The organism is Aquirufa lenticrescens, from assembly GCF_019916085.1.
Classification (GTDB): domain Bacteria; phylum Bacteroidota; class Bacteroidia; order Cytophagales; family Spirosomataceae; genus Aquirufa; species Aquirufa lenticrescens.
The window spans coordinates 2,478,591-2,505,188 of sequence record NZ_CP049834.1 but is presented as its reverse complement, the minus strand read 5'-3'; the positions used below and the strand labels follow the sequence as shown (position 1 = coordinate 2,505,188).

At 39.9% G+C, this 26,598-nt stretch carries 26 protein-coding genes; 13 read left to right on the top strand and 13 right to left on the bottom strand.

Translation table 11 applies throughout. From position 1 onward, the window contains the following. Window positions 1-235: 235 nt before the first annotated feature. Window positions 236-1,075, bottom strand: a complete 840-nt coding sequence (locus G9X62_RS11225) for a diacylglycerol/lipid kinase family protein (protein ID WP_223130794.1) — start codon at window positions 1,073-1,075, stop codon at window positions 236-238. 68 nt (window positions 1,076-1,143) lie between these two features. Here G9X62_RS11225 and G9X62_RS11220 point away from each other — a divergent pair, with 68 nt between their 5' ends. Continuing rightward, a complete protein-coding gene (locus tag G9X62_RS11220) occupies window positions 1,144-1,548 on the top strand; it encodes a MaoC family dehydratase (RefSeq protein WP_223130793.1) in 405 nt (134 codons plus the stop codon). Window positions 1,549-1,600: 52 nt separating this feature from the next. On the opposite strand, the gene G9X62_RS11215 is transcribed toward G9X62_RS11220, so the two are convergent. After that, a complete protein-coding gene (locus G9X62_RS11215) occupies window positions 1,601-1,780 on the bottom strand; it encodes a histone H1 (protein ID WP_223130792.1) in 180 nt (59 codons plus the stop codon). 176 nt (window positions 1,781-1,956) lie between these two features. Beyond that, window positions 1,957-3,195: an aminotransferase class I/II-fold pyridoxal phosphate-dependent enzyme gene (locus G9X62_RS11210; protein WP_223130791.1), complete on the bottom strand. Its 1,239-nt coding sequence runs from the start codon at window positions 3,193-3,195 to the stop codon at window positions 1,957-1,959. 127 nt (window positions 3,196-3,322) lie between these two features. Here G9X62_RS11210 and ggt point away from each other — a divergent pair, with 127 nt between their 5' ends. After that, window positions 3,323-5,005: a gamma-glutamyltransferase gene (gene ggt / locus G9X62_RS11205; RefSeq protein ID WP_261345519.1), complete on the top strand. Its 1,683-nt coding sequence runs from the start codon at window positions 3,323-3,325 to the stop codon at window positions 5,003-5,005. Here the strand turns inward: ggt and G9X62_RS11200 are convergent. Together G9X62_RS11200 and G9X62_RS11195 are read right to left on the bottom strand one after the other, a co-directional pair. Continuing rightward, window positions 4,999-5,700 (bottom strand): VIT1/CCC1 transporter family protein, encoded by a 702-nt coding sequence (locus G9X62_RS11200; RefSeq protein WP_223130790.1) that lies wholly within the window; start codon window positions 5,698-5,700, stop codon window positions 4,999-5,001. The genes ggt and G9X62_RS11200 overlap by 7 nt on opposite strands. Window position 5,701: 1 nt before the next feature. Then, window positions 5,702-7,288: a peptide MFS transporter gene (locus tag G9X62_RS11195; protein WP_223130789.1), complete on the bottom strand. Its 1,587-nt coding sequence runs from the start codon at window positions 7,286-7,288 to the stop codon at window positions 5,702-5,704. Window positions 7,289-7,385: 97 nt separating this feature from the next. Between G9X62_RS11195 and G9X62_RS11190 the strand changes: the two genes are divergently transcribed. From G9X62_RS11190 to lepB, 5 genes are read left to right on the top strand one after another with little or no spacing between them, the layout of a single operon-like run. Beyond that, window positions 7,386-8,165, top strand: a complete 780-nt coding sequence (locus G9X62_RS11190; protein WP_130896832.1) for a ParA family protein — start codon at window positions 7,386-7,388, stop codon at window positions 8,163-8,165. A 10-nt stretch (window positions 8,166-8,175) separates the two neighbouring features. Continuing rightward, window positions 8,176-9,096, top strand: coding sequence for a ParB/RepB/Spo0J family partition protein (locus G9X62_RS11185; RefSeq protein ID WP_223130788.1), 921 nt, complete (start codon window positions 8,176-8,178; stop codon window positions 9,094-9,096). After that, window positions 9,096-9,701, top strand: coding sequence for a DUF5683 domain-containing protein (locus G9X62_RS11180; RefSeq protein ID WP_223130787.1), 606 nt, complete (start codon window positions 9,096-9,098; stop codon window positions 9,699-9,701). Before G9X62_RS11185 ends, G9X62_RS11180 begins: the two co-directional genes overlap by 1 nt. 2 nt (window positions 9,702-9,703) lie before the next feature. Next, on the top strand, window positions 9,704-10,417 hold the full coding sequence (dapB, locus tag G9X62_RS11175; protein WP_223130786.1) for a 4-hydroxy-tetrahydrodipicolinate reductase: 714 nt from the start codon (window positions 9,704-9,706) through the stop codon (window positions 10,415-10,417). A gap of 1 nt (window position 10,418) precedes the next feature. Next, complete coding sequence (gene lepB / locus G9X62_RS11170; RefSeq protein WP_223130785.1) at window positions 10,419-11,582, top strand: signal peptidase I; 1,164 nt, start codon at window positions 10,419-10,421, stop codon at window positions 11,580-11,582. 33 nt (window positions 11,583-11,615) lie between these two features. On the opposite strand, the gene G9X62_RS11165 is transcribed toward lepB, so the two are convergent. Further along, a complete protein-coding gene (locus G9X62_RS11165; RefSeq protein ID WP_223130784.1) occupies window positions 11,616-12,797 on the bottom strand; it encodes a class I SAM-dependent rRNA methyltransferase in 1,182 nt (393 codons plus the stop codon). 18 nt (window positions 12,798-12,815) lie between these two features. Continuing rightward, window positions 12,816-13,700: a zinc dependent phospholipase C family protein gene (locus G9X62_RS11160; RefSeq protein ID WP_223130783.1), complete on the bottom strand. Its 885-nt coding sequence runs from the start codon at window positions 13,698-13,700 to the stop codon at window positions 12,816-12,818. A gap of 51 nt (window positions 13,701-13,751) precedes the next feature. On the opposite strand from G9X62_RS11160, the gene rpsT reads away from it, so the two are divergent. After that, window positions 13,752-14,009 (top strand): 30S ribosomal protein S20, encoded by a 258-nt coding sequence (gene rpsT, locus G9X62_RS11155; protein WP_223130782.1) that lies wholly within the window; start codon window positions 13,752-13,754, stop codon window positions 14,007-14,009. Between the two features lie 74 nt (window positions 14,010-14,083). After that, entirely contained in the window at window positions 14,084-14,758 is a 675-nt protein-coding gene (locus tag G9X62_RS11150; RefSeq protein WP_223130781.1) for a JAB domain-containing protein, read from the top strand. A gap of 147 nt (window positions 14,759-14,905) precedes the next feature. Here the strand turns inward: G9X62_RS11150 and hisB are convergent, their stop codons facing one another. Beyond that, window positions 14,906-16,018, bottom strand: a complete 1,113-nt coding sequence (gene hisB, locus G9X62_RS11145; RefSeq protein WP_223130780.1) for a bifunctional histidinol-phosphatase/imidazoleglycerol-phosphate dehydratase HisB — start codon at window positions 16,016-16,018, stop codon at window positions 14,906-14,908. Between the two features lie 57 nt (window positions 16,019-16,075). Here hisB and G9X62_RS11140 point away from each other — a divergent pair, with 57 nt between their 5' ends. Together G9X62_RS11140 and G9X62_RS11135 are read left to right on the top strand one after the other, a co-directional pair. Continuing rightward, entirely contained in the window at window positions 16,076-17,293 is a 1,218-nt protein-coding gene (locus tag G9X62_RS11140) for a hypothetical protein (protein WP_223130779.1), read from the top strand. A 152-nt stretch (window positions 17,294-17,445) separates the two neighbouring features. Then, window positions 17,446-19,266, top strand: coding sequence for a DEAD/DEAH box helicase (locus tag G9X62_RS11135; protein ID WP_223130778.1), 1,821 nt, complete (start codon window positions 17,446-17,448; stop codon window positions 19,264-19,266). Window positions 19,267-19,296: 30 nt separating this feature from the next. Here the strand turns inward: G9X62_RS11135 and G9X62_RS11130 are convergent, their stop codons facing one another. Together G9X62_RS11130 and apaG are read right to left on the bottom strand one after the other, a co-directional pair. Beyond that, window positions 19,297-19,668, bottom strand: coding sequence for a hypothetical protein (locus G9X62_RS11130; RefSeq protein ID WP_223130777.1), 372 nt, complete (start codon window positions 19,666-19,668; stop codon window positions 19,297-19,299). After that, window positions 19,668-20,054: a Co2+/Mg2+ efflux protein ApaG gene (gene apaG / locus G9X62_RS11125; RefSeq protein WP_223130776.1), complete on the bottom strand. Its 387-nt coding sequence runs from the start codon at window positions 20,052-20,054 to the stop codon at window positions 19,668-19,670. Before apaG ends, G9X62_RS11130 begins: the two co-directional genes overlap by 1 nt. 16 nt (window positions 20,055-20,070) lie before the next feature. Between apaG and G9X62_RS11120 the strand changes: the two genes are divergently transcribed. After that, window positions 20,071-20,760: a uracil-DNA glycosylase gene (locus G9X62_RS11120; protein ID WP_223130775.1), complete on the top strand. Its 690-nt coding sequence runs from the start codon at window positions 20,071-20,073 to the stop codon at window positions 20,758-20,760. A 188-nt stretch (window positions 20,761-20,948) separates the two neighbouring features. Here the strand turns inward: G9X62_RS11120 and G9X62_RS11115 are convergent, their stop codons facing one another. Further along, complete coding sequence (locus tag G9X62_RS11115; protein ID WP_223130774.1) at window positions 20,949-21,245, bottom strand: DUF4286 family protein; 297 nt, start codon at window positions 21,243-21,245, stop codon at window positions 20,949-20,951. Next, entirely contained in the window at window positions 21,242-24,184 is a 2,943-nt protein-coding gene (locus tag G9X62_RS11110) for an FAD-binding and (Fe-S)-binding domain-containing protein (RefSeq protein WP_223130773.1), read from the bottom strand. The genes G9X62_RS11115 and G9X62_RS11110 overlap by 4 nt, the downstream gene beginning before the upstream one ends. A 137-nt stretch (window positions 24,185-24,321) precedes the next feature. Between G9X62_RS11110 and G9X62_RS11105 the strand changes: the two genes are divergently transcribed. Continuing rightward, complete coding sequence (locus G9X62_RS11105; RefSeq protein WP_223130772.1) at window positions 24,322-25,557, top strand: ABC transporter permease; 1,236 nt, start codon at window positions 24,322-24,324, stop codon at window positions 25,555-25,557. A gap of 71 nt (window positions 25,558-25,628) precedes the next feature. On the opposite strand, the gene mdh is transcribed toward G9X62_RS11105, so the two are convergent. Continuing rightward, entirely contained in the window at window positions 25,629-26,564 is a 936-nt protein-coding gene (gene mdh / locus G9X62_RS11100; protein ID WP_223130771.1) for a malate dehydrogenase, read from the bottom strand. Window positions 26,565-26,598 lie beyond the last annotated feature (34 nt).

Here is a 26,598-nt window from a genome sequence, read left to right as displayed (position 1 = left end):
GGAATTCACCTTGGCTTAAATTGTATAAGTTTAAAATGGTTCTAATTAAGAAAACGACTACCTTTTTTCTTAAGCGGGGAGACAAAAATAGTAAAATAAGATGTCGTTCCAAATTTGAAAACGAAAATAAATCCAGTTTTTTTTTCGAAAAAAAATGACCTAAAATTTGCTTCTAAAAATTGTTCAAATTTAGTGTGGTTAAATCATTCTTTAACTTGAAAAAGTATAAGAAATTTTATTTTACTACGAGTAGAGCTGAAGGTAGAATTGCTATCTCGATCCTATTTGATGTAAGGGTAAGGCTTTCGCCATCTAAATGATAAGGTATTCCTTCTGATGCTTCAATTTGAAGTGTGTGAACGGAAGAGACACTAACCAGCGGATGTAAAGGTAGGTTTTTGCGAAATAGACTTATTCCAAGATTAGCTAATGCCAAAATACTACCTGGTTTTATTAAAATAGTCTCTAATAATCCATCTTGTAAATCGGATTCAGGGGATATGTACGCATTATTTCCAAACTGGTTTGCATTAGCGACGGTAAAGGAGAATACCTTTCCTTTGTCTTTGATTGCAATCGCCTGGTATTGGTTGAGAGATACCAGAGTGGAATATAGGTAATTCAGAAATCCTCTTTTGCCTCTGTTCGCAAAATGCGCTGCTACTTGAGCGTCGAATCCGATACCTGCGGTACAAAAGAAAGGTCTCTCATTCCACTTACCTGCATCAATGGAAATGATAGTTCCATTTAGCGCCTTATGTAATGCTTTATCGAACTGTAGTGGGATCTGAAGGTGTCTAGCTAGGCCATTCCCTGATCCCATTGGGATTATGCCTAAGGGAATATTACTATATAAAAGAGCTGAGGCTACTTCGTTGATTGTACCATCTCCGCCAATGGCAATTACCTTGGTTGCACCTTTTGAAATGGCGATTTCTGTTAATTCTGAGGCATGTTTCACTCGTTCGGTTTGCCAAACCTTGGAATTAGGGATTCCGTTAAGCGACTTGACTATCCGTTCCCTTTTTTGCAAAGAATTTGTTCCTGCGTTTGGGTTTAGAATAAAGTGAATCATTGGCTAATTTAAATTTGCACAAAAATAGAATCAAATTTTGGTTTAATTTTACAAAAAATGATCAAACTATGTTAGATGTAGGAAACTCGTATGAGATCGAATTCTCATTCACACAAGAGCAAGTAAATGACTTTTGTAAAATATCAGGTGATTTTAATCCCTTGCATTGGGATGAAGCTTATGCAGCCAATACCCCATTTAAGAAGCCTATCATTCACGGCGCCTTAATCGCCAGTGTTTTTTCGCGAGTAATGGGTATGGAATTTCCAGGTGAAGGTAGTGTTTATTTAAAGCAGGTTTCTGAGTTTAAGCGCCCTTTATTTGTAGGAACTACGTATAAAGCTAAGTTTGAAATTGTAAGTACTAATCCTGCTAAACACACCGCTGAGATTTCTACTCAAGTTTTTGAACTAGAAAGAGGGAAGATTATGGTCGATGGTATGGCCTCAGCCATGCACGCAGAACTATTTTAACATAAAAAAAGCCCGATGTTTATCGGGCTTTTTTTATCAAAGAGGGGAAAAATTATTTTCCTGAGTTTTTCTTGTTTTGAACTTCAGTACGAATTTCTTGTGCTAAAGTTTTCAATTGTTGTAAACCACCTCTAACGCGAGTACCAGCTGCTTGATTTCCTTTATCGTAGAATTTTTCGAAATCTCCTTCTAAAGATAAAATTAAGTCCTTTACTTGTGCAAATCTACTCATGATAATTTGTTTTTTAGGTTGTGTAAATAATATTAGATTGTCTTTATGCCCTTAAATGAGCTTTAATAAGCGAAATTTAGTAAAAAACTTGTTGTGTGCAAATTAAAATCAAGAAAAAACAGAAAAAAAATGCAAAAAAATACAATTTTAACCAGAATTTCCGTTAAATCAATCAATTATTGCGCATAGTAGCCTGATTTCAATCTTTTCTGAACTTCAGCAAAACAGTCGCATGTGTACTCAATATCAGCTAGTGTATGTGAAGAAGTAGGAATGATTCTTAACATGATTTGCCCCTTGGGAACTACCGGATAAACGACAATACTACAGAAAATACCCATATTTTCACGTAGATCACGCACCAGTTTTGTTACCGCAGCAATATCATATTCTCCATGTAAGAATACAGGAGTTACAGGTGATTGCGTTTCACCGATATCAAAACCTTTATCTTTTAAACCTTTTTGTAGGGCACGAACATTTGCCCACAAGGTTTCTCTCAATTCTGGATGTTTTTTGATCAATTCTAAACGTTTCATTCCACCGATGACAAATGGCATAGGTAATGCTTTTGCATAGGTTTGTGAACGCATATTATACTTCAAATACATGATAATCTCCTTAGGAGCCGCAACAAAGGCCCCAATAGCAGCCATAGACTTAGCAAAAGTGGAGAAATATAAGTCAATTCCTTCTGTGCAATTTAGGTATTCGCCCACACCTTGGCCATTGTCTCCCATGGTACCAAAACCATGAGCATCATCAACAAGAAGACGGAAATTGAAATCTTTTTTCATTTCCACAATTTTATCTAATGAACCGACTTTACCCGACATCCCGAAAACACCCTCAGTAATCACTAAAATACCACCACCTGTCTCATTAGTTATTTTAGTGGCACGTTCTAAGTTCTTACGCAATGAATCCATATCATTGTGATTGAACTTATAGTACTGTCCCATTTTTGCTTTGTGAAGACGAATACCATCGATTAAACAGGCGTGAGATTCAGCGTCATAGACGATTACGTCTTTGTGATCTACCATACATTCGATGATTGACATCACGCCTTGGTATCCGTAGTTTAATAAGAAGGCGTCTTCTTTGCCTACAAATTCGGCTAATTGACGCTCAAATTCTTCGTGCTCATCTGTATTACCAGACATCATACGCGCGCCCATTGGGTAGGCTAAACCGTATTTTGCTGTTGCTTCAGCATCAGCTTTTCTAACCTCAGGATGATTCGCTAGACCTAAATAGTTATTAAGAGACCAGTTTAACATTTCTTTGCCCATGAAAGTCATTCTTGGGCCTAATTCACCTGTTAATTTGGGGAATGAAAAATAATGATGGGAATAATGCGCGTGTGCACCAATTGGTCCCATGTTATTAGCTACCTTCTCGAAAATATCCACTGTTAGTATACGTTTTATTGAAAAAATCTTTAAATAATCACAAAGTTAAATTATATTTTTATTATCGCAATGTTAGTAAATCATTGGATTCTATTAATTTGTCAATTCATTTCAAAACATTCCTAAAATGACGAGGTATTTTCTACTTTTCTTTCTGTCTTTCTCCCTTTTTGCACAAACTACTCAAAAGCCTTTAATCGAAGGAAAGCAAGGAATGGTGGTATCGACGCATCCAGCAGCGTCCGAAATAGGCTTATCCATTTTAAAAAAAGGGGGAAATGCAATAGATGCAGCGGTGGCAGTGAATTTTGCCTTAGCTGTTGCGCATCCATCTGCGGGAAATATTGGGGGTGGAGGATTTCTTGTATATCGGGATAAATCAGGAAATGTGAAAGCCTTAGACTATCGGGAGAAAGCGCCATCTGCCGCAAATAGAGATATGTATTTAGATACTGAGGGCAAAATTATTCCGGGTAAAAGTATGACAGGTATTTTCTCTGTGGGTGTTCCTGGTACCGTTGCAGGTATGCAAGAGATGCACGAAAAGTTAGGGAAATTGCCATGGGCGGACCTTTTGCAGCCTGCTGTGGATTTAGCAAGGGAGGGATTGATTTTAACTGAAAAGGAAGCGAGAGGCTTGAATCGCCAGAGAACGGAATTTATGAAAGAGAATCCAGGTAAGTATTATCTTTTATCTGCAGAGGGAAAAGAGTGGAAGGCAGGCGATTTGTTAGTGCAAGAAGATTTAGCGAATACGTTAGAGTTGATTTTAAAGAAGAAAGCCAAAGGCTTCTACCGAGGCCAAACCGCTCGTAACATTGTGAATGAGATGAAAGCCCAAAACGGCATCATTTCGAAGAAGGATTTACGAAATTATCAAGCAGTTTGGCGTACACCTATCAAGAGTCAATACAAAAACTACCAGATTATTGGTATGCCGCCTCCAAGTAGTGGCGGGGTAGCCTTAGCGCAACTATTGCAAATGGTGGCTCCTTATTCATTACAAAAATGGGGTCCTACCTCGGATTCCACTATTCAGGTGATGGTTGAAGCAGAGAGACGCGTATATGCTGATCGCTCTAAATGGTTAGGAGATCCTGATTTTGTCAAAGTACCAGTTAACGAATTAATTGATCCAACGTACGCTACATCCCGTATGTCTTCGATGAATTTTAATCAAGCGACAAAGAGTGCTGACATTCAGGCAGGTACTTTTCCAGGCTATGAGAGTCCTGAAACAACGCATTATAGCATAGTAGATAATGAAGGTAATGCAGTTTCGATTACCACAACCTTAAATAATTCCTATGGTTCGAAGGTATTTGTAGGGGGATCAGGTTTCTTGTTGAACGATGAGATGGATGATTTTTCTGCCAAAGCAGGAGCACCAAATCTGTATGGTTTAATCGGTTCAAAGGCCAATGAGATTCAACCCAACAAGCGCATGCTTTCTAGTATGACTCCTACGATTGTGGAGCAGGATGGTCAATTAAAGATGGTGGTAGGAACTCCAGGTGGTTCTACGATCATTACAAGTGTATTTCAAGTGGTCTTGAATACCTTAGAAATGGGTATGAATATGCAACAAGCGGTAGAATATCCTCGTTTTCACCATCAATGGTTGCCGGAGAAAATTACATCAGAACCGAAGCGTTTTTCAGAGGAACAACAAATTCGCCTTCAAACGAAAGGCTACACCTTTGCACCAGTTTCGGCAATTGGTTTAGTAGAGGGAATTTTAGTGTTACCTAATGGGAACCTGCAGGGTGGTGCAGATTCCCGTGGTGATGATACTGTGTCGGCCTATTGAAATAAGGTAGCGACGAAATAGGCGGCAGCAGCGGCTGCCGCACCTATAGAAGTCACTTTTAATGATCCGATGATTGGATTTTGGCCGGTTACTTTGCTCTTAAAGTAGCCAAATACCAATAAAGCTAAAATGGTTACTTCGGCAGAATAGAGTAAACCGTCCTGCGGTTTTTCCACATAGAAATAGGGTAGAAGCGGGATGAATCCTCCAATAATGTAGGAAATACCAATTGTCAAGGCTGAATTCCTCGCACGATTAGGATCTGGGCGTTCTAGTCCTAATTCGAAGCGCATCATGAAATCGACCCACTTATCCTTGTCTTTGGAAATACATTCTACGACGATTTCTTGTGCCTCAGGGCTCAAACCATAATCTTCAAATACATCCCTGATTTCTTGTTTTTCTCTTTCTGGAACCCGTTCTACTTCGTCGTATTCGCGTTTCAATTCTGACTCGTAGTGTTCTTGTTCAGTTTGGCCAGCTAAAAAACCGCCAAGTCCCATCGCAATAGAACCGGCAACAATTTCTGCAACACCTGCGGTTGTAACAATACTTGCAGATGCTACTGCTCCAGAAAGACCTGCAGCTAAAGCAAAAGGTACGGTCAGTCCATCTGACATACCAATGACTACGTCCGTAATAAAATCAGAACTTTTTAAATGTTGTTCGTGTAAATGATGATCGTGTGAATTCATATTATCGGATGCCGTGCATCATACGTTTAAGTGGACCATTGGCAAGGCCAAACAAAATTACAGAGGCAATTCCGGCCATTATTACAAATACAATGAAAAAATCATAGAGATTTTTGATCTCAAACCCTAAGAAACTAGGAAAGACCGTTTGGCCTACGACAGCAGTCGCAGGAGGTAATAAGGCTCCTAAAGTTCCAGATAAAGCATATCCAGCTGCATTGGCTAAAAACCAAACACCCATCAATAGCGAAGAGAATCGCTTAGGGGCTAGTTTTGATACTAAAGACAATCCGATGGGAGAAAGACTTAATTCACCCATCGTATGGAATAAATACATAATGAATAACCAAATCACACCTAATTTATCCGTACCTAAGTTCTTTACTTTAAGCGCGATAATTAAATAGCCAATCGCTAATAACATCAGGCCAATCGCTTGCTTACCAGGAGAATTAGGTTCAATCCCCTTTTTCGCCAGTCGCATCCAAAGCCACGAGAATGGGAAAGCCAAGATGATAATAAAAAATGAATTCGCATTCTGCACTGAACTTGGTGGTAACATGATGCCAAAGAAATTCAAATCTGTTTGCTGGTCTGCAATGAAAGTTAAAGAAGATCCTGCCTGCTCATAGGCCGCCCAAAAGAAAATCACAAAGAATGCAACGAAGTACATCACCCAAATCCGATCTCGTTCAATTTTGGTTAAGGTTTTATCCCTCATGATCAAGAAAGCTAAGCTGATTCCCGCTGAATAGATAACTGGATAAATCCAGTCTTTGATCGGATTTGCCACTTCAGTGACGAATAAATAATGAAATCCGATGATTAGACCAATAAATAAAGCGCTGGAAATAACGATAGATTGAGTCGAGAACTCTGCTTTTTCAGTCTCCGTATCGGCTGTTTTATTCTCACTAAATGTAGGAGCCAATCCAATTTCACTTCCATCAGGAGCTTTTAAGAATACGCCTTTTAATAAGATGAATAAAATGGTACCCACTAACATGGCTCCACCTGCTGCTAAAAAGCCCCATTTGAAGGCTTCAATCACGCGAACACCATCTACTTTCACATCCCCTAACCAAGGGCAAATAAGCATTCCTAACATGGCACCGGTATTGATCCCCATATAAAAGATGGTAAATGCCGCATCTAAACGACTATCGCCTTTTTCATATAGTTGACCCACCATGGAAGAAATGTTCGGTTTGAAGAAACCGTTGCCTAAAATCAAAAACAACAATCCGCCCCACATTAAATTGGTAGCGAAGGGAACATCCAAGGTAAATGAGCTAGCAGAACTAAATAATAAGAGTTGACCTATGGCCATTGCAAATCCACCACCGATAATACTATTGCGATTGCCTATGTAGCGATCCGAAATATATCCACCTAGCATGGGAGTTAAATAACTGAGCCCTAAGAATCCTCCATATAAAATAGCGGCTTCGTCTTGTTTGAAAGAAAGGGCGCTTACTAAAAAGAGGGAAAGGATGGCACGCATTCCATAGAAATTGAAACGCTCCCACATTTCCGTGGAATAAAGAAAATAAAGTCCTTTAGGGTGTGATGTACTGTTTGATGACATATAGGTTTGCTGAATTTTTGATGACAAGATACAAGAAATTCGAGATAGATGTGAAACCTTTTTTGTAATATTGTTAATTCATTTCGTTAAACATCCTATGGGCAAAACAATCGCGATTGCAAATCAAAAAGGGGGAGTAGGGAAAACAACGACAGCTATTAATTTAGCTGCCAGTTTAGCTGCTTTTGAATTCAAGACCCTTTTGATTGATGCGGATCCTCAGGCTAATTCCACTTCTGGATTAGGTTTTAACCCGAAAGAAGTGAAGAACAGCATTTACGAATGTATGGTAGGGCTTTCTACCGTTCAGGATAGTATTCTACCTACCGAAGTCCCTTTTTTAGATATAATTCCATCCCATATTGATTTAGTAGGTGCGGAGATTGAAATGATCAATCTGAATAATCGGGAACGGAAGATGAAAGAAGCGCTTGAAGCGGTAAAAGATCAATATGATTTTATCATTATGGATTGCTCGCCTTCCTTAGGATTGATTACCATTAATAGCCTTACAGCTGCGGATTCAGTGATTATTCCCGTGCAATGTGAATATTATGCGCTGGAGGGTTTAGGTAAATTACTGAATACCATTAAGATTATTCAATCACGATTGAATACCGCTTTAGTCATTGAGGGGATTTTATTAACCATGTACGATCTGCGTTTGCGCTTATCGAATCAGGTGGTAAATGAAGTGAATTCTCATTTTAAAAATATGGTTTTTGAGACGATTATTCCTCGTAATATTCGTTTGTCTGAGTCTCCTAGTTTTGGTGTTCCGGCTATTTTACATGATGCGGACAGTAAAGGGGCAATTAGTTATTTGAATTTAGCTAAAGAGATTATTCGTAAGAATGGTTTATTAGTGACCATCTAGGTAAAGAAATATGAGTGCAAAGCAAGAAAACGCAAAGAAGAGAACGGGTTTAGGACGTGGTTTGGGTGCCTTATTAGAGGATTCTGATGGAGGTGGCTTGCAAGCGCGCCATCCATCTGATTTTGCTGGAAGTCTAGAAGGGGTGAACTTAATGGATGAGATTGCCTTAGAATTAATCGAGACTAATCCCTTTCAACCACGGGAATACTTTGCTTCAGAAGCTTTACAAGAATTAGCAGAATCGATTCGTGTCCAGGGTATTATTCAGCCTATTACGGTTCGTAAGATTTCTGCCAAAAAATACCAATTAATCTCCGGCGAACGTCGTTTTCAAGCATCTAAAATAGCTGGATTGAAAACGATTCCTGCATATGTTCGGACGGCTGACGATCAACAAATGATCGAAATGGCGTTGATTGAGAATATTCAACGGGAGAACCTGAATGCTATTGAAATTGCCCTCTCTTACAAGAGATTAATGGAGGAATGCAATTTGAAACAAGAAGATTTAGGTGCTCGTGTAGGGAAAAATCGTTCGACGGTGACGAATTACATGCGTTTGCTGAAATTGCCACCGCATATTCAAGTGGCGATTCGAGATAATAAATTATCGATGGGTCATGCCCGTTGTTTGGTTTCCTTGGAAGATACCGTATTGCAGAATGCCTTATTCCAAAAAGCTATAGCTGAGGATTGGTCTGTTCGACGTTTAGAGGATGCCGTACGCCAATCTGGAAACATAGATACTCCCATCTCTGGCTCAACTGCTGTAAAAGTTTCCGCACAGGAACTTCAAGCATGGCAATCTACTTTGAAATCTTTTTTCAAAGCACCCGTAGCTTTGAAAATCAATGAAAAAGGAGAGGGAGAGATCAAGTTAAGTTTTAAAACGAAAGAAGAGCTTTTAACCATTCTTAACAAAGTTCAATAATGTACTTTCGGTACTTCCTGCTAGTTTTGTTGATACCGTTAGGCCTGCACGCGAAGGATGTGAAGGATTCGATTCAATTGAAACCGGTGGTGAAAGCCGTAACCAAACCTTATAAAATCATTCCGCGACAAGCCACGCTTAAGTCCTTAATGATTCCTGGTTGGGGGCAATTGTATAACAGGCAATATTGGAAATTACCTCTTGTCGCTGGGGCATTTGTATCCTTAGGTATGATTGCGAATTGGAATGATGTCCGCTATTCAAAGTATAGAGCCTATTATTACGAAGTTTCTAACCACCCGGATGATCCTACGTATAAACCACCTACGACAGTGGCGGTTCCTTATGAGGATGGAACGATTCGGGATTTAGATGTCAATCAGTTAAAGCGTTTAACCGACGGATATAGAAGAAATAGGGATTATACCTATATTGGTATGGTTTTAGCCTGGACTTTGAATGTGGTGGATGCGAATGTGAGTGCACATTTGAAAACATTTGATGTGTCGGATGATATCAGTTTAAAGGTGAAACCGACAGTAGATTACCAGCCTTTTTCCCAAAGTTTGGTATCCGGACTCACCTTAACGTTTAATTTTAAATAAAGATGAAGATAGTATTAATCGGTTATGGTAAAATGGGCAAAGAAATCGAACGCATCGCGTTAGGTCGTGGCCATTCTATTGTAGCTAAAATAGATGTTGATAATCAAGCCGATTTGCAGGCCTTAACGTCTGCTGACGCTGATGTGGCGATTGAATTTTCGAATCCAGCGTCTGCTTACGCGAATATATTAACTTGCATAAATAAGCAAATTCCGGTGGTTTGTGGTACGACAGGTTGGTTAGAAAAGAAGTCAGAAGTAGAGAGTTTGACGAAAGAAAAGAATTCGACTTTCTTCTATGCGTCTAATTATTCAATTGGTGTGAACTTGTTTTTTCGTTTGAATAAAATGCTAGCTCAATTGATGGCTCCGCAGAAAGAATACGATATTTATACAAATGAGATTCATCATTTAGAGAAGAAAGATTCTCCGAGTGGCACGGCAATTACGATCGCTGAAGGGATCATAGATGCCTATGCGACCAAAGATAAGTGGGTGAATAATGAGATTCCGGCGGCTAATGAGGTAGCGATTTGGTCACAGCGCGAGTCAATTATCCCGGGCACGCATACGGTAAAGTATATTTCCAAAGTAGATCAGATCGAGATTACCCACGAGGCATTTAGCCGGGAGGGATTTGCCTTAGGCGCTGTGATTGCAGCAGAATGGGTTCAAGATAAAAAAGGAGTCCTTGGTATGGACGATATGTTAAAATAAGATGAAGGAAACGAAAGAAACACCTAAAAAACAAAAATCGGCATTCAGAGAGTGGTTAGATTCGGTAGCATTTGCTGTAGTGGCAGCCACCTTAATTCGCTTTTTTGTATTCGAAGCCTATACAATTCCAACTCCTTCCATGGAGAGTTCTTTGATGGTAGGGGACTTCTTATTTGTGAGTAAGCTTCACTACGGGGTGCGCACGCCTAAGACACCTTTGCAATTACCTTTAACTCATCAAAAGATTTGGTTTACGAACATTCCCTCCTATTTACGTTGGCTAGATTTACCTATTTACCGACTTCCCGGATTCTCCTCTGTGAAGCAAGGTGATGCGGTGGTCTTTAATGTGCCTAATTTCGAGGAAGATGGAGATGCGCCTGTGGATTTGCGTACGTTTTATGTGAAACGCTGCGTGGCGACTCCTGGTGATGTTTTGGAGGTTCGTGACCAACAAGTAATCGTCAATGGAAAAGCGATGGAAAATCCAGAACGGATGCAGCATCCTATTTTCATGAAGACGAAGGAGAATTTAGATGATAAATTCTTCGAAGCATATGGTATTCGCAATGCACCTGACGCGAGCTATGACTCAGCTGATTGGTTGCCTTTAGCAGAACCAGATTCGCAAAATGTGCTTTGGGGTTATAAATTGAATACGTCCAAAGCAATGATGGATGAAATGAATGCTTTACCTTTCAACAAAACGTTTGATACAAATTTATTCAAAGATCCTAAGGGGGTAACCTTTGTGGATATTTTCCCGCACGATACCACTTTATATAAATGGAACCGTGATTTCTATGGCCCGTTAAAAGTACCTGCAAAAGGTTTGACAGTGCCTTTGACACCAGGTAATGTGGCTTTGTATAGCGAGGCGATTCAGAAATACGAAGGAAATAAGAATGTGGTCGTGAATGGCTATCAAATTTCTATTGACGGTAAAGCAATTACCTCATACACTTTCAAACAAGATTACTATTTTATGATGGGTGATAATCGCCATAATTCAGCTGATTCGCGCTTCTGGGGTTTTGTTCCTTCAGACCATATTGTCGGAAAAGCGTTCTTTGTTTGGATGTCAATTGATGCGAATAAGTCTTTATTCTCTTGGAAGTTCTGGGAGGTTATCCGCTGGAATCGACTTTTCAGATTTGTTAACTAATAAAAAAGGCAGCTCCCGAGCTGCCTTTTTTGTTTATAATACTTTTAGTACAAATCCCTTCAAGTAATTACTTTCTGGGTGAAAGAGGTTGATCGGGTGATCAGGCGATTGTGTCATCTGGTGAATCACTTGAATTTCACGGCCTACTGAAATCCCGGCAGCCACTAGCATATTGTAAAACAAATCGCGCGTGATGACTTGAGAGCAAGAATAGGTGAAGAGTAACCCGTTTTTCTTGATCTTTTTTAACGCTAATTCATTGATTTTTTGATACCCTTGAAGTGCTTTGTGTTTCGCATTCAATGATTTAGCAAAGGCAGGTGGATCTAATACGATAATATCAAATTCATCTTCATTGGCCTTTAAATAGGGTAGGGTTTCTCCTACAATAGCTTCGTGCTGTAAACTTTGCATCTTGTTCAACTCGATATTAGCGTTGACTAAATCGATGGCTTTAGCAGAGGCATCTAAAGAGATCACAGAGGCAGCTCCAGCCTCTATGGCATAAAGTGAGAACCCGCCAGAATAACAGAAGGTATTAAGTACCGATTTGCCTTTCGCATATTTCGCTAGAAGAGCTCTGTTTTCGCGTTGATCGATGAAGAATCCAGTTTTTTGGCCGGTAATCCAGTTGATAGAGAAGGAGATTCCATTTTCTTTGACTGTGTAAGGAACAGCTACTTCGCCAAATACGTATCCATTTGTGCAATTTTGTGCATATTCTGTAGGCAATGTCTCCCTGCTTTTATCATAAATAGCCTTGATTTTCTTACCTAATACTTTTTTAATGGCTTCTACAATTTCATCGCGATCGCGGTGCATTCCGATGGTATGAGCTTGAAAAACAAGCACGTCTTTGTATAAATCCATAATCAAGCCTGGGCAGCCATCGCCTTCCCCGTGAATCAGACGAAAGGCATTGGTTTTTTCCAAAGGCAATAGTGCCCGTAAATCCCAAGCATTTTGTATACGTTTTTCCCAAAACGCGCTCTTCGATTCAATTTCTTGGAACGAGATGATTTTAACCGCGATACTTCCATTGTGATAGTGGCCTGTTCCTAAGAATTCATCTCTCGAACTAAGGACGGTAACCCAGTCTCCATCTTGAAGATTAGGGCTTTGCTTCGCAATGGCTCCAGAAAATACCCAAGGGTGAAAACGTTTGACCGGTGCGTCTTTCCCCGGCTTCAATTGAATAAAAAGAGTGGATTTCATCCTGCAAAATTGCAAAAATTATTCGAAAGATGGTTGTCCTGCAGTTAACCAAGCGGAATACCACAAATCACCTACATGCTGAATGGCGGCCAAAAACCTCGTTTCAATTTGGCGATTTAGTGACTTGTGATACGCTAGACTGTATTTCAGGCTCTGTATTTTAACTAAAGCCTGTCCTTTTTGCTCAAAGCTATATTTTTCACCATCTTTTAATTGAGCACCCACTTTAGTAGCCATTGAAAACAATAGGGGCAATTGTTTGTGGGAAGCAAGCACCCAGGTCCATGCGCTATGTTGTACATCTGGAACGAAGGTGGCAGGTCCACTAAATTGATCTAATTGATTCCCTAGAATTTCTGGAATACGCGATTCCCAAAAACTGTGCAGGCCACTTTGTCCCGTTTTTTGACCATCGTAATTCGAACTCGTGTGTAATGGAACGTGAGAATCTGCCACGTAATGTCCTAATTCTGCCGATAGTTTAATTATTTGTAGCGTATCCTTTTTAAGGAACGCTTGCACTAGTCTTTGATAGACAATGGGAATATGCCATGGAACAATCCCATGCTTCTGAAGTGAATCGTCTGGTCTTTTGCGTAACATTTGTTCCCAAGTACTAAAACTGACTTGATTAAGGTCATATTGGTCGAGGTCAATGTAATGTCTAGCCGCCTCTGCATCAAGGATATACCGTCTGGAATCCGGTAGAACGGCAAGCTCTTGTAGTTCTTTATGATGTCTACGATAAAAGGAATAGAGGCTAGGAGGTAAGGTATAGGTGGCCAGCAAATTGATTTTGCGATGACCAAAGAATCCCCAAGTGCCTCTAGTTTCAGCGTGTGCCGTTAATACACAAAGAATAAACACATAAATTTTAAGACAGCACTTGTTATTTAATTTCATATTGGTTACTTTTGCATTTCAATTTTGTAAAAAGAGAATTTTATTTAACAGATGGCAAATCATAAATCAGCACTAAAGCGTATCCGTTCTAACGAAGCAAAGCGTTTACGTAATCGTTACCAACACAAATCAACTCGTACATTAATCAAGAAATTGAGATTGACGACTGATAAATCGGTTGTGGTAGAGCTTTTCAAACAAGTTTCTTCTTCTTTGGATAAATTGGCTAAGAAAAACATCATCCACAAGAATAAAGCTGCAAATCAAAAATCTAAATTAGCTAAGTTAGTGAATAAAGTAGCTGCTTAATTTTAGATTACCAAGATAGTGATAAACCCCTCCATAAGAGGGGTTTATTCGTTTATATGGGTTACCTTTCTTGAATGAAAATCACCCAGAAAGAGGAGATGCCTCGAGAAAAATTAGCTCGCCTAGGAGCGAGTGATATGTCGTTGGTCGAAATCTTGACCATTTTGATTGGTTCTGGGTTCGCAGATCATTCAGCCGGTGATTTAGCACAACTTTTAGTAGATGCCATTGATGGCGATTTGTGTTTATTAGCCCGTTATAATTCGTTTGATTTTAAAAAATTAAAGGGAATAGGTCCTGCTAAAGCGGCTTTATTAGTGGCGGCTTTGGAATTAGGAAGAAGGCGTCAGATTTATGAATCTAGTTCTAAGCTAGTGATTCGGAATTCCATTGATGCGTATAGTTTAATAAAGCCTTATTTAGCTGATTTGATCCGAGAAGAGTTCTGGGTATTTCACCTTAATCGAGCCTCTACCGTCGTATTGGCAGAGAAATTAAGTATGGGTGGTGTCTCTGGAACTACGGTAGACCTTAGGTTATTGTATAAGTCTGCCTTAGAACGATTAACCTCTTCTATTATACTCGCGCATAATCACCCAAGCGATCAAATGCGACCAAGTAAGTCAGACGTGGATTTAACAAAACAAGTCGTTGCGGCAGGTAAGATATTTGATATTGATGTGGTAGATCACCTCATCATAGGGTCGTCTACTTTTTATAGTTTTGCAGACGATGGGAAATTAAACTAAAAGAGAGAGGATTATTTTCCTCTCTCTTTATAGATCTTTTGAAGTTTAGCACCTACTACAATTGAAATTGCAAATAAGATGATAAAAAACGCTGCTCCTGAATATCCCATTGTATTGTTGTTTAATAATGCAAATTTACAAATTATTTTAAAGAAGTCCTTTGGTACTTGGCAAAGAATCTAAATTTTTTCGATCGCGATTCACTGCCATTTTAATGGCTTTTGCAAAGCCTTTGAAGATCGCCTCTATCTTGTGGTGCTCGTTTTCTCCAGAAGCCTGGATGTTTAAATTACATCTAGATCCATCCGAAAAGGATTTGAAGAAGTGGTAAAACATCTCAGTAGGCATTTCACCGATCATCTCCCTTTTGAATGTAGCCTCCCAAACTAACCAATTACGTCCCGAGAAGTCAATAGCCACCTGTGCCAAACAATCATCCATGGGTAATAAGAAGCCGTATCGTTCTATTCCTTTCTTGTTGCCTAGTGCTAATGCAAATGCCTCACCTAAAGCAATGCCAGTGTCTTCAATGGTGTGGTGTTCATCAATATGAAGATCTCCATTTACTTTTATGGCTAAATCGAGATTTCCGTGTTTCGCTATTTGGTCTAGCATATGATCGAAAAAGCCTAAGCCTGTTTCGTTCTTTGCAACACCTTTTCCATCTAAATTTAAATCAATGGAAATTTTTGTCTCGTGTGTATTGCGCTCATGCAGGACACGTCTTGCTGGCAAAAGGAAAAACTCGTGAATGTCGTTCCAATTCGCACATTGCAAGGCAGTATAAGGCTGTAATTCAGATGGGATTTCTAAATCACCGATGAAAATACCTTTGGCCCCTAAATTCTTCGCTAATTCAATATCGGTCAAACGATCCCCGATGACGATTGAATTCGCTAAATCGTATTCATTAGAAAAATATTCGCCTAGTAAACCAATTCCTGGTTTGCGCGTGGGCTTATTCTCGTGAGCAAAACTACGGTCAATGTGAATTTGTTGAAAGATGAGACCTTCTGATGCGAAGATATCTAACATCTTTTGGTGCGCTGGCCAAAACGTTTCTTCCGGAAAAGAATCCGTTCCTAAACCATCCTGATTAGTCACCATCACTAATTCGTAGTCAGTAATCGTGTCTATTTTCTTTAGATTAGAGATAACCCCTGGCAAGAAGGCAAGCTTTTCAAAGCTATCCACTTGTTGGTCAATTTTAGGTTCTTCAATTAAAGTCCCATCTCTATCAATAAATAACACCTTTTTCATCTTACAAAGGTAAGCAAATAAAAAAAATAAGGTAATTTTGTGTTAGAAATAATCCATATGAGCCAGGTTTTTACATTAATCACACCCGAAGAAAAAGCATTTTTTGCTAAGCGTCTCGCAGATCTTTGTACAGAGAAGCAGGAGAAGGTGCTGGAATTGATTCCTGCCTTCGAAGCGGTTGTTTTAGGTAGTGTGATAAAGTTATTTCGAAATCGGATTCGTTTCAATGCGCTCTATAATTTTATGTTAGCGAAGTCCGCTCCTGCGGAAGAGGTAGCTAAGTTATTGAGTTCGGGTAAGGGGATGCCAGATTATGAGGCGATGTATCGTTTTGGTGAAGGAATGATGGGTATTCTGTTACCTGATAAGAAAAGTGCTATTGCGACTTTATTGGGAGGTCAATTAGGGGCCAAAAGCTCAACCATCATTAAAGGTTTGACCTTGAGTTACGCTCTATACGGTTATCGATTGAAAGAATTTGACTATGATGCACTTCGTGACTATAAGTCTTTTGGAGAGTATTATCAGCCGGCTACATCCGATTTTTATGCCTTAACGCCTGCCAAAATACAGGTGGCTTTGATTGATATCTTGGTTTTAAACGATGTGTTAAAAGGGGATTCATTTGTATTTGACGAGCCGTTTGTCGCAGCGGATGATCGCCCTGCACCTAATTATAAGTTGATTGCCGGAGTGATTGCTGGAATCTTAGTGCTGGCAATTGGTTTGTTTTTTGCCTTAAGAGGCGGTGGAACAGATGAGGTGGTAGAAAAAGAGGATGCAGATCAAATTATTCCAATCGATAGTTTAACTAAATTAAATGATAGTTTAACGAAGGCGGTGGTTGATTCAGCTAAAGGAACTAACGATTCTTTAGTTTCGTTGACTTGGCCAGAAGGTAAGGCATTTCAAGTACCTAAAGAGTCGATGGTGGTTGATTTTCATGCGTATGTAACTGATTCAACAGTGGTTACGCCATTGGATCTCACCTGTACTGAGCTTGATTTTAGTGATAAAACTGAATTGCTGGCTTCTCCTAAAACCTATTTATTTAAGCAAATTGCCTCTGGAATGAATAAATTCAAAGAGGTAGATGTACAGATACAAGTTGCCTCTGAAAAAGGGGCTATTGTGGCTAAAGAACACGCTTACGTGTTAAAGAATCGCTTAGTAGGTGAGGGCTTAAATCAGAAGCGCATTACAGTCGCTACTTTGCCTAATTCCTCGAATAATCAAATCATTTTCAGCTTTAAGAAGCGTTCTTCATTAAAATAGTACAATTTTATTGGATGCTACTTTATTAAGCAGTACTTTTGTACTTTGTTTATTAAATACATCCGCAGGAACTCTCTTTTTTCCTTTTTTCAAAGGCTATCGGCAGGAGTTAAATTACGGATGTGTTCGGGCATCGTAATTAAATATATCAAATGAGTGAAAAAATTCGCTTCGATTCGCTTCCATTGTCGGAAGGAATCCAAGAAGCAGTAAAAGAAATGGGCTTTGAGTTTGCTTCTCCCATCCAATCAGAAGCAATTCCTTTCGTCATGGAAGGTCGTGATGTCATCGGTCAAGCACAGACAGGTACTGGTAAAACAGCCGCGTTCGGTATTCCGATGATTGAGCATATTGTTCCTTTTGAGAAGTATGTTCAAGCAATCATCTTATGTCCTACGCGTGAATTAGCGGTTCAAGTTTCTGAGGAAATGAAGAAGTTGTCTAAGTTTACGAAGGGTGTTTGGGTGACGACGGTATATGGTGGTGATTCCATCGATCGTCAAATTAAGTCCTTGAAAGCAGGGGCTAACATCGTGGTGGGAACACCAGGTCGTGTCATCGACTTAATCGAACGTCGTGCGTTGAAATTAAATCAAACATCGATGATCGTTCTAGATGAGGCGGATGAGATGTTAGATATGGGTTTCCGCGAGGATATCGAAAGTATTTTGGAAGAAATTCCGAATGAGCGTCAAACAGTCTTGTTCTCTGCAACCATGTCTAAGCCAATTATGGCCTTGACAAACCGTTATTTAACTAACCCTAAGTTAGTGAAGGTGGTTAAGAATGAGATTACGAACGTAAACATCGAGCAATTATACTACGATGTGAAGGGCCGTGCGAAAATGGAAGTGACGACTCGTTTGATCGACTTCTATTCCTTGAAATTGGTCTTGATTTTCTGTAACCAAAAGAAACGTGTAGACGAAGTGGTGGAAGAATTGATGTTGCGTGGATATGCGGCTGAAGGTCTTCACGGTGACTTACGTCAATCACAACGTACCCAAGTAATGAATCGTTTCCGTGGTGGAAATGTCAGTTTCTTAGTGGCTACTGATGTGGCGGCACGTGGTTTGGACGTAGATAACGTGGATGCCGTAATCAATTACGATATTCCATTAGATGAAGAATATTACGTACACCGTATCGGTCGTACAGGTCGTGCCGGAAAGTCTGGTAAGGCATTTACGTTAGTCGTAGGAGCTGAACGCAATCGTTTGCGTGATATCATGAACTATACGAAAGTAAAGATTGATAAAGGAGTGATTCCTACGTTCTCTGACGTTGTAGGTGTGAAAAAGGGTATGTTTATTGATCGGGTAGGTGCTACAATCGCTGAAGGCGGTTTAGAGTTATTCGATGATGCATTACCTAATTTCCAACATGCTGGTTTCACTGTGGAGCAAGTAGTGGCTGCGTTAGTGAAAATGAACATGGGTGTCGTGAAGAACGAATTTGGTGATGAAAATCTCGAAGGCGATATGGAACGTAGCTCACGTAAGTACGGTCGCGATGAACGCGGTGGTGGCGGTCGTTTCGAAAGAGGCGGTGGCGGTGATCGTTGGGGTGGAGGAGACCGTGGCGGAGATCGCCGTGGTGCTGGCCGTTTCGAAAGAGGTGGTGATCGTGGCGGAGACCGCGGTGGTCGTTTCGAAAGAGGCGGTGATCGTAATTCAGCTCCTCGTGGACCTCGTGTAGATCGCGATGGTAAGCCTTACAAATCAGATGAGAATATGGTACGTCTAGTGGTTAACATCGGATTTAACGAAAAAATCTCTCCATCGAACATCGTGGGAGCTTTTGCCGGAGAATCAGGTATTCCAGGAAACGTATTAGGTCAAATTCAAATTGAGAACAAACACACGTTTGTGGATGTACCGAAAGAATATGCGAATGTCGTATTAGACAAAATGAGCGGCGCCCAAATCAAGGGTAAGCGAGTGAATGTCGATATTGCGAAAGCAGACAAATAATTAAAAGGGGCTCAAATTGAGCCCCTTTTTTTAGGCCATTTTGCGTAAATAGAAATGCTGTTTAGGGCAAATGGGTTTTAAAAAGAGAAGCCCAAGGTCAAATAAGTCGACAGTCTGTATAACGGCTGGGTTTGAATTTAATCCATTCCAAATTTTCTCTTGGCTGTGCGGTTTCTCAAAAAGAAGGATGGTATTTTGAGGTATTTTGGCAAGATCTACATAAGATTGAATCTCCATAATAGTACAATCTGAATAATGATTAGCCATGGCTTCTTTTAATTGAGAATAGCTTAATTGCCCTTTTAAATAAGGATTTAGCACTTCGCAATACAAGGAATAGATGGATGGAGAGTGTAATCCGTGAGCCGTTTGCGCCTTAAAGTAGAATTGTAAACGATTCATTAATTTAAGTGGTAAGCGGGAATCAGTTCGAAGGCAGGTATGTCTACTTTAAAGGTAGCTTGGTTTTCTAGATTAAGAAATACATAATGTCCACTCATTTTACCGATTGATGAGATTAAAGGGCAACCAGATGTATATGTAAAAGAATTACCGGGTTCAATAATGGGTTGTTGGCCCACAACGCCTAATCCATTTACTGTTTCTTTTGATCCAATTCCATCCACAATTTCCCAAAATCGACTAACTAATTGTCCCGGTTGATTACTTAGATTTTTGATTGTAATTTGGTAGGAGAAAAAATGCTTGTAAGGCGGATTTAGCTCAAATTCAGGTAGATGAGTTGTGTCTACTGAAACTAAGAATCCGTTTGAATATGCTTCTGTCATCCTGTGAATTGGAATAATGAATAATCTTGTTGTAAAATTAGCCGAAACTTTGAATAATGATTGGAAAACGGTGCTGAATTCCACTATTTCTTCCTCTTATTTTCAAGACATAGGGTTGTTTCTAGAAAAGGAGTATATCTCTTATGACGTATTTCCACCGTTAGATCAGATTTTCACCGCTTTCCAACGGTGTAGTTTTACAAAAACTAAAGTTGTGATCATTGGTCAAGATCCTTACCATGGCCTAGGACAAGCGCAAGGTTTATCTTTTTCTGTTCCCTCTGCTTTCCCTTTGCCACCTTCGCTTCGTAACATCTACAAAGAACTATATGACGATTTGAAAGTTATTCGAAATAATGGGGATTTAAGAAGCTGGGCTGATCAAGGTGTGTTGTTACTGAATGCTGTTTTAACGGTTCGTTCAGGAGAGCCTAATTCACACGCGAAACAAGGATGGGAGGAATTCACTCAAGAAGTCATCCAGATTTTAAATAAAGAGAAACAAAACGTCATTTTTGTTTTATGGGGAGCATACGCCCAAAAGCTGTCAAAATTCATTGATCCTAAACGCCACTTCATCATTCATGCGGCTCATCCATCACCTTTATCAGCTAATAGAGGTGGATTTTTTAAGACGAAGCCTTTTTCGAAGATCAATGAATACTTGGTGGGTAGTGGTCAAGAATCGATTGATTGGGCTTTATAAAGCACAAAGAACAAAGCAAAAAGCACAAAGTTGGAATCGCCTTCGGCGATGAGTTTAGGAAATATTTATTTAACTAAGCCGCAGACGACTAAATCGTGAAGCGATGACTAAACGACAACGTCGTGACTAAGCTGCAGACGACTAAATCGCGCAGCGATGACTACTGTCCACTGTCCACTGGCTACTGTTTATACTCTCTTCAACTGGCTCGGAAAGTACACATACTGGTTCGCGAATTCCTTTTGGAAAAATCCAGAAACAACTCCTTCGATAAACTCTTTGTGTCCTTCTTCGAATTCGGGCAACCAGCATTGTAAGGAGTATCCGTTTGAATCAGGCTCTTGGTGTGAACTTATTTCGAATAAATGAATTTGATCGATGAAGTCTTGCTTCTCGATTTCTGGCATTATTATGGTTTTTAATGCTCTTAATGCAGTTTCTGTAATGCTGGGCTCAATAAAGAGCGATATGTTGTATTGGATCATTTGAGTGCGTTGAATAAAATTTCTGCCGTGTGGAAACCTGTTTGTTCGATACCATCTTTGATTTGGTGTCTACAGGATGTTCCATTGCTGGCGATGATGCTTTTGATGGGTTTATTTAACAAGCGAGGGAAAAGGACAAGGTTCGCGATTTGTTGAGAAATTTTATAGTGTTTTTTTTCATAGCCAAAAGATCCCGCCATTCCGCAACAACCCGTGGGTAATAATTCTACTTCATACTGAGTGGGAATCGTTAATGCGATTCGGGTAGATGTCAATCCGGCGATTGATTTTTGGTGGCAATGGCCGTGTAAAAGGATTTTTTGCTGTTTGCCGTGGAAAGAATCGGAAGTTATTCTTCCTGCTTTGAATTCACGTGCGATGAACTCGTCGATTAAGAGGCAATTCGGTTTTAATTGTTCCGCTTTTTCGCGTTTATCAGCATCAACAAGAGAAGGGATTTCATCTCTGAAGGTTAATAGGGCGCTTGGTTCAATTCCAATCAAAGGTCGGTCAATCGAAATGAGATCTGCTAATTGGTCTACATTAGCATTGGCTAACGCTTTAGCCTCAATTAACATTCCTTTGGAAATAAAACTTCTGCCAGTGACAATTCCTTTCGGAATTTGAACCCCGTAACCTAATTGATTTAATAATTTAACGGTCTTTTGACCTAAAGGAACCTCATTGTGATTCGTGAATTCATCAGCTAAAAGATAAACAAATCCTTTTTCAAAGGCATCCTGTGGGTTTTTCTGAGCATAACGCTCAAACCATTTTTCCAAGCTGGTAAATTGTACCGTAGGTAGACTTCGTTCGATAGAGAATCCCATCGCTAGTTTTACTATGCTAGACGTCAGCGGGAATTCAACAATAAAATTATACAATGGTGCCACATAGCTTGCGTAGCGCTGCAGGGTAGGGAAGTGTCCGATTAATTTAGTGCGTAAGGGCACTCCATTTTTTAAATAGGACTGTTGCAGCGTTTCCGCCTTTAATTTACCCATGTCCACGCCGGAAGGGCATTCCGTTTGGCAACCTTTGCAAGATAAACATAAGTCTAAAATTTCATGCAAATCTGGATTGCTGAATGTTTCCTCTTTAGGTGAACTTAGGAGTTGTCTGAGCATATTAGCTCTTGCTCGGGTAGAATCTTTTTCTTGCAAAGTGGCCATATAACTTGGGCACATGGTGCCACCGCTTAAAGCTGTCTTTTTGCAATCTCCGGAACCAGAGCATTTTTCAGCAAGACCTAAGGGGTTTCTCCAAACCCCATAATCAAAGAAATAGGTTGGCTCAGCTGCTTTTTTATCGGTAAAACGGAAGGCCGTGTCCATCGGCGGACTATCCGTAATTTTACCTGGATTAAAGAGATTTTGGGGGTCAAATACGTGCTTAATCTCTTTGAAAAGGTCATAAACTTCTTTGCCCATTAAAGCGGGAATGAATTCGCCGCGCAAACGACCATCTCCGTGTTCGCCACTTAAGGATCCTTTGTATTTTTTTAGTATTTCCACCGTTTCGGTCAATAATTGACGGAAAATAGAAACACCTTCAGGGCTCTTTAGGTTAATAAATGGCTCTATATGTAATTCTCCTGCTCCTGCGTGCGCATAATAGGCCGCATTTGTATCATTCTTGGCGAGTAACGCTTGTATTTCTGCCACATAAGCCGGTAAATCCTTTGGATCTACTGCACAATCTTCGATCAAATTGACGGGTTGGGTATCTCCCTCAAGGTTACGTATTAATCCCAGACCGGCTTTTCGGATATCCCAACCTTTGGCAATATCCTGACCAAATAAGGTAGGGTAGGCATAGCCCAGTTTATTCGACTTTAATTGATCAATGAGTTGATTAACTTGATTTTCTAAGTTAGAGCGATCACTTGATCGGAACTCCACCATTAAAATCGCAGCCGGCTTACCTTCAATAAAATCGCGGTCTTTTTCGAAATTTGGATGGCCTTCCGTAAACGAAAGGATGTAATCATCCACTAATTCAGAGGCCAGAATCGGGTGCTTTAGTGCCTCAATATTCACCTGTAATGCTTCTTGTAGGCTTTGGCAATGAATACAAACAAGAGCCACTTCTGGCTCAGGTAGATCCAATAGATTCAATTTCATGGCATGCACAACCGCCAATGTCCCCTCTGATCCCGCAATTAACTTGGAAAGATTGAAGGGCTCACCTTCCGGATTAAAGGGTTGCATATCCAATAAGGCATCTAATGCATAGCCCGTATTTCTACGTTTGATGGATTTTTTTGGAAACTTCTCCCGAATTAAAGTTTGAATTTCAGGGTTATTTAACATCCGATGAATCTCGCGATAAATCTTCCCTTCTAAATTTTGAAGGGTAGTCTTGTGATAGAATTCCTCACGAGTCAATGGATGCGTATGAATCTCAGTACCGTCGGATAAAAAGGCACGTGTTTCCAAAATATGATCCCGCACGGAACCCCAAACAATACTATGCAATCCACAGCTATTATTGCCCAGCATTCCACCTAGAAGGGCACGATTTGCCGTAGAGGTTTCAGGGCCAAAAAACAAATCAGCAGTCGCTAAATGTTTGTTCAAATCATCTCTAACGATTCCTGGTTCGATCCAAACTGATTTCTCTTTTCTATTTAGTGAAATGACTTTTCCTAAAGCAGAAGAGATTTCCATGACGATACCATCGCCCACCACCTGGCCTGCTAATGAGGTCCCAGCTCCTCTTGGAATTAATCCTGTCTTTGCTTGAGAGGCAAATTGAATCAGGCGTTTGATGTCTTTTATGGAAGCAGGAATAGCGACCGCTGCTGGTTTAACTTGGTAAACGGAGGCGTCAGTCGCATAAATACGCTTAGCTATTTGCGAGTTTTGGCTCTCGTCAAAAAACAGCTGACCCTCAAAATGGTCTTTCAATAAACGTACTTCGTAATTGCTCCAGCTCATAATTCCAAAAGGAAAAGTGAAATTACAAAATCCAATCTTACCTTCATATTGCCATTCAAAGTTTATACGCTCTGTTCATAAAAAGGAAGCGTATTTCTAGGGATTAATTTTCTAAATTTGAATTCTAGCAAAATCCTATGAAGTTTTTAATCCAAGTTTACGAGAGTTTGATCTTTGCCTACCAGGCATTACGTTCGAATTTAATGCGCACCACTTTGTCGCTTTTAGGCGTTAGCGTGGGGATTTTTGCCATTGTTGCCGTTTTCACCGCAGTCGATTCCTTGAATAAGAATATTCGTTCTGAAATTGATTCATTTGCCGGTTCTGGGGTATTGTACGTAGGTAAATGGCCTTGGATTATGCAGAATAACTACCCTTGGTGGAAATACTTGAATCGTCCAGAGATGAAATATACTGAGTTTCAATTCCTGAAAGACAATTTGAAATCAGCGAAAGCTATTGCGATTATTGATAATGGCCGTTCAGCTTCAGCGACGAAGGGAAGTTCTAGTATGGATGTGAATATGACTGGTGCTAGTTATGATTATAACCAAATTACCAGCGTTCCTGTTCAGTTTGGCCGTTATTTCTTGCCGATTGAATCAGAGAATGCGTTGAATGTGGTGATTATAGGTGCCAAAGTCTCAGAAAATCTACAAGCCACCGTAGGAGATCAAATCAAGTTAAATGGAATCAAATTTCAAGTGATAGGTATTATTGAGAAAAAGGGAAATGATATATTAAGTTTTGGAGGTACACCGGATGAAAAAGCATTTATTCCTTATTCTACTTTTTCAGCCGTATTCCAAAAGGATAAACCAGCGCCAGATATCGCTATTAAAGCGATGGACGATGATTTAGGTCAAGAGAATTTAGAGGGAGAAGTAACAGGTCTTATGCGTTCTTTACGTTCCATTAAGCCTAAACAAGAGAGTAATTTTGCCGTAAATCGTTTAGATGGGTTGAATCAATTTTTTGATGGAATCTTCGCAGCATTGAATGTGGCGGGTGCCTTAATCGCTGGATTCTCTTTACTCGTGGGTGGTTTCGGAATTGCTAATATTATGTTCGTTTCAGTTAAGGAACGCACTAATATTATTGGTATTCAAAAGTCTTTAGGAGCTAAAAATTACTTCATCCTTTTTCAGTTTCTTTTTGAAGCGGTATTCTTGAGTTTGATTGGAGGATTAGTGGGAATTGGACTGGTGGTCTTACTCACCTTAATTCCGCAGGATGCTTTGCCGCTGGTGCTTTCAATGAAGAATATTGTGACTGGATTATTTATCTCTAGCTTTATCGGAATTCTATCGGGAATTATCCCAGCTTGGGTAGCGGCTAAGATGGATCCAGTGATCGCCATTCGCTCGAAATAATCGCTATTAATTCAAGGAAATAAAAAAGCCTCTCCTATATAAATAGGAGAGGCTTTTAAATTACTAGGTACTTATAGAGACAAGGTATCCAATACCGAGTTCATATTGCGAACTGCATCAGCTGATTTGTTGAAAGCAGCTTGTTCATCAGCAGTTAATTTATAATCAACGATTTTCTCCCAACCATTCTTGCCTAATACGACAGGAACGCCTAAGCAGATATCTTTTTGGCCATATTCTCCATCAAGAGATACGCAACAAGCCATAATTTTCTTTTCATCACGAACGATAGCTTCTACTAATGCCGCTCCAGCAGCACCCGGCGCATACCAAGCAGACGTACCTAATAAGCCTGTCAAAGTAGCTCCACCTACCATCGTATCAGCCACCACTTTATCTAAAGTAGTATCATCTAAGAATTGAGAAACTGGAACACCATTGTAAGTCGCTAAGCGCTTCAATGGAATCATCGTTGTATCTCCGTGGCCACCGATAACAGTACCTGAGATATCATTGATAGATACATCCATTGCTTTCGCTAAATAGCATTTAAAACGTGCTGAGTCTAAAGTACCACCCATACCAATGATGCGGTGCTTGTCTAATCCTGCTACAGATTTAGCTAAATACGTCATCGTATCCATCGGGTTAGAGATGATCACGATAATTGGGTTTTTCGAATATTTTAAGATGTTTTCTACCACACTTTTCACGATTCCAGCATTCACCCCGATTAACTCCTCACGAGTCATACCTGGCTTACGAGGAAGTCCTGAAGTAATTACCACTACATCTGAGTTAGCTGTCTTTGTGTAATCATTCGTAGAACCGATTAAGGTTGTATCAAAACCTAACAAGCTAGCTGTTTGATACATATCTAATGTTTTACCTTCAGCGATACCTTCTTTGATATCTAATAAAACTAATTCATCTGCCAATTCTTTTCTGGCAATGTTGTCAGCACAAGTTGCTCCTACAGCACCTGCTCCTACTACTGTGATTTTCATTGTTATAATTTTTGGTAAGAATGATTCAAAAAAC

Coding starts and splice junctions, on each gene's coding strand:
- G9X62_RS11115 (WP_223130774.1), bottom strand. CDS start 21,245: ATGATCCAATACAACATATCGCTCTTTATTGAGCCCAGCATTACAGAA.
- G9X62_RS11195 (WP_223130789.1), bottom strand. CDS start 7,288: ATGTCATCAAACAGTACATCACACCCTAAAGGACTTTATTTTCTTTAT.
- G9X62_RS11160 (WP_223130783.1), bottom strand. CDS start 13,700: ATGAAATTAAATAACAAGTGCTGTCTTAAAATTTATGTGTTTATTCTT.
- ggt (WP_261345519.1), top strand. CDS start 3,323: ATGACGAGGTATTTTCTACTTTTCTTTCTGTCTTTCTCCCTTTTTGCA.
- G9X62_RS11120 (WP_223130775.1), top strand. CDS start 20,071: ATGAATAATCTTGTTGTAAAATTAGCCGAAACTTTGAATAATGATTGG.
- G9X62_RS11220 (WP_223130793.1), top strand. CDS start 1,144: ATGTTAGATGTAGGAAACTCGTATGAGATCGAATTCTCATTCACACAA.
- G9X62_RS11105 (WP_223130772.1), top strand. CDS start 24,322: ATGAAGTTTTTAATCCAAGTTTACGAGAGTTTGATCTTTGCCTACCAG.
- G9X62_RS11185 (WP_223130788.1), top strand. CDS start 8,176: ATGAGTGCAAAGCAAGAAAACGCAAAGAAGAGAACGGGTTTAGGACGT.
- lepB (WP_223130785.1), top strand. CDS start 10,419: ATGAAGGAAACGAAAGAAACACCTAAAAAACAAAAATCGGCATTCAGA.
- G9X62_RS11215 (WP_223130792.1), bottom strand. CDS start 1,780: ATGAGTAGATTTGCACAAGTAAAGGACTTAATTTTATCTTTAGAAGGA.
- G9X62_RS11200 (WP_223130790.1), bottom strand. CDS start 5,700: ATGAATTCACACGATCATCATTTACACGAACAACATTTAAAAAGTTCT.
- G9X62_RS11150 (WP_223130781.1), top strand. CDS start 14,084: ATGAAAATCACCCAGAAAGAGGAGATGCCTCGAGAAAAATTAGCTCGC.
- G9X62_RS11135 (WP_223130778.1), top strand. CDS start 17,446: ATGAGTGAAAAAATTCGCTTCGATTCGCTTCCATTGTCGGAAGGAATC.
- rpsT (WP_223130782.1), top strand. CDS start 13,752: ATGGCAAATCATAAATCAGCACTAAAGCGTATCCGTTCTAACGAAGCA.
- dapB (WP_223130786.1), top strand. CDS start 9,704: ATGAAGATAGTATTAATCGGTTATGGTAAAATGGGCAAAGAAATCGAA.
- mdh (WP_223130771.1), bottom strand. CDS start 26,564: ATGAAAATCACAGTAGTAGGAGCAGGTGCTGTAGGAGCAACTTGTGCT.
- apaG (WP_223130776.1), bottom strand. CDS start 20,054: ATGACAGAAGCATATTCAAACGGATTCTTAGTTTCAGTAGACACAACT.
- G9X62_RS11110 (WP_223130773.1), bottom strand. CDS start 24,184: ATGAGCTGGAGCAATTACGAAGTACGTTTATTGAAAGACCATTTTGAG.
- hisB (WP_223130780.1), bottom strand. CDS start 16,018: ATGAAAAAGGTGTTATTTATTGATAGAGATGGGACTTTAATTGAAGAA.
- G9X62_RS11165 (WP_223130784.1), bottom strand. CDS start 12,797: ATGAAATCCACTCTTTTTATTCAATTGAAGCCGGGGAAAGACGCACCG.
- G9X62_RS11130 (WP_223130777.1), bottom strand. CDS start 19,668: ATGAATCGTTTACAATTCTACTTTAAGGCGCAAACGGCTCACGGATTA.
- G9X62_RS11190 (WP_130896832.1), top strand. CDS start 7,386: ATGGGCAAAACAATCGCGATTGCAAATCAAAAAGGGGGAGTAGGGAAA.
- G9X62_RS11180 (WP_223130787.1), top strand. CDS start 9,096: ATGTACTTTCGGTACTTCCTGCTAGTTTTGTTGATACCGTTAGGCCTG.
- G9X62_RS11140 (WP_223130779.1), top strand. CDS start 16,076: ATGAGCCAGGTTTTTACATTAATCACACCCGAAGAAAAAGCATTTTTT.
- G9X62_RS11225 (WP_223130794.1), bottom strand. CDS start 1,075: ATGATTCACTTTATTCTAAACCCAAACGCAGGAACAAATTCTTTGCAA.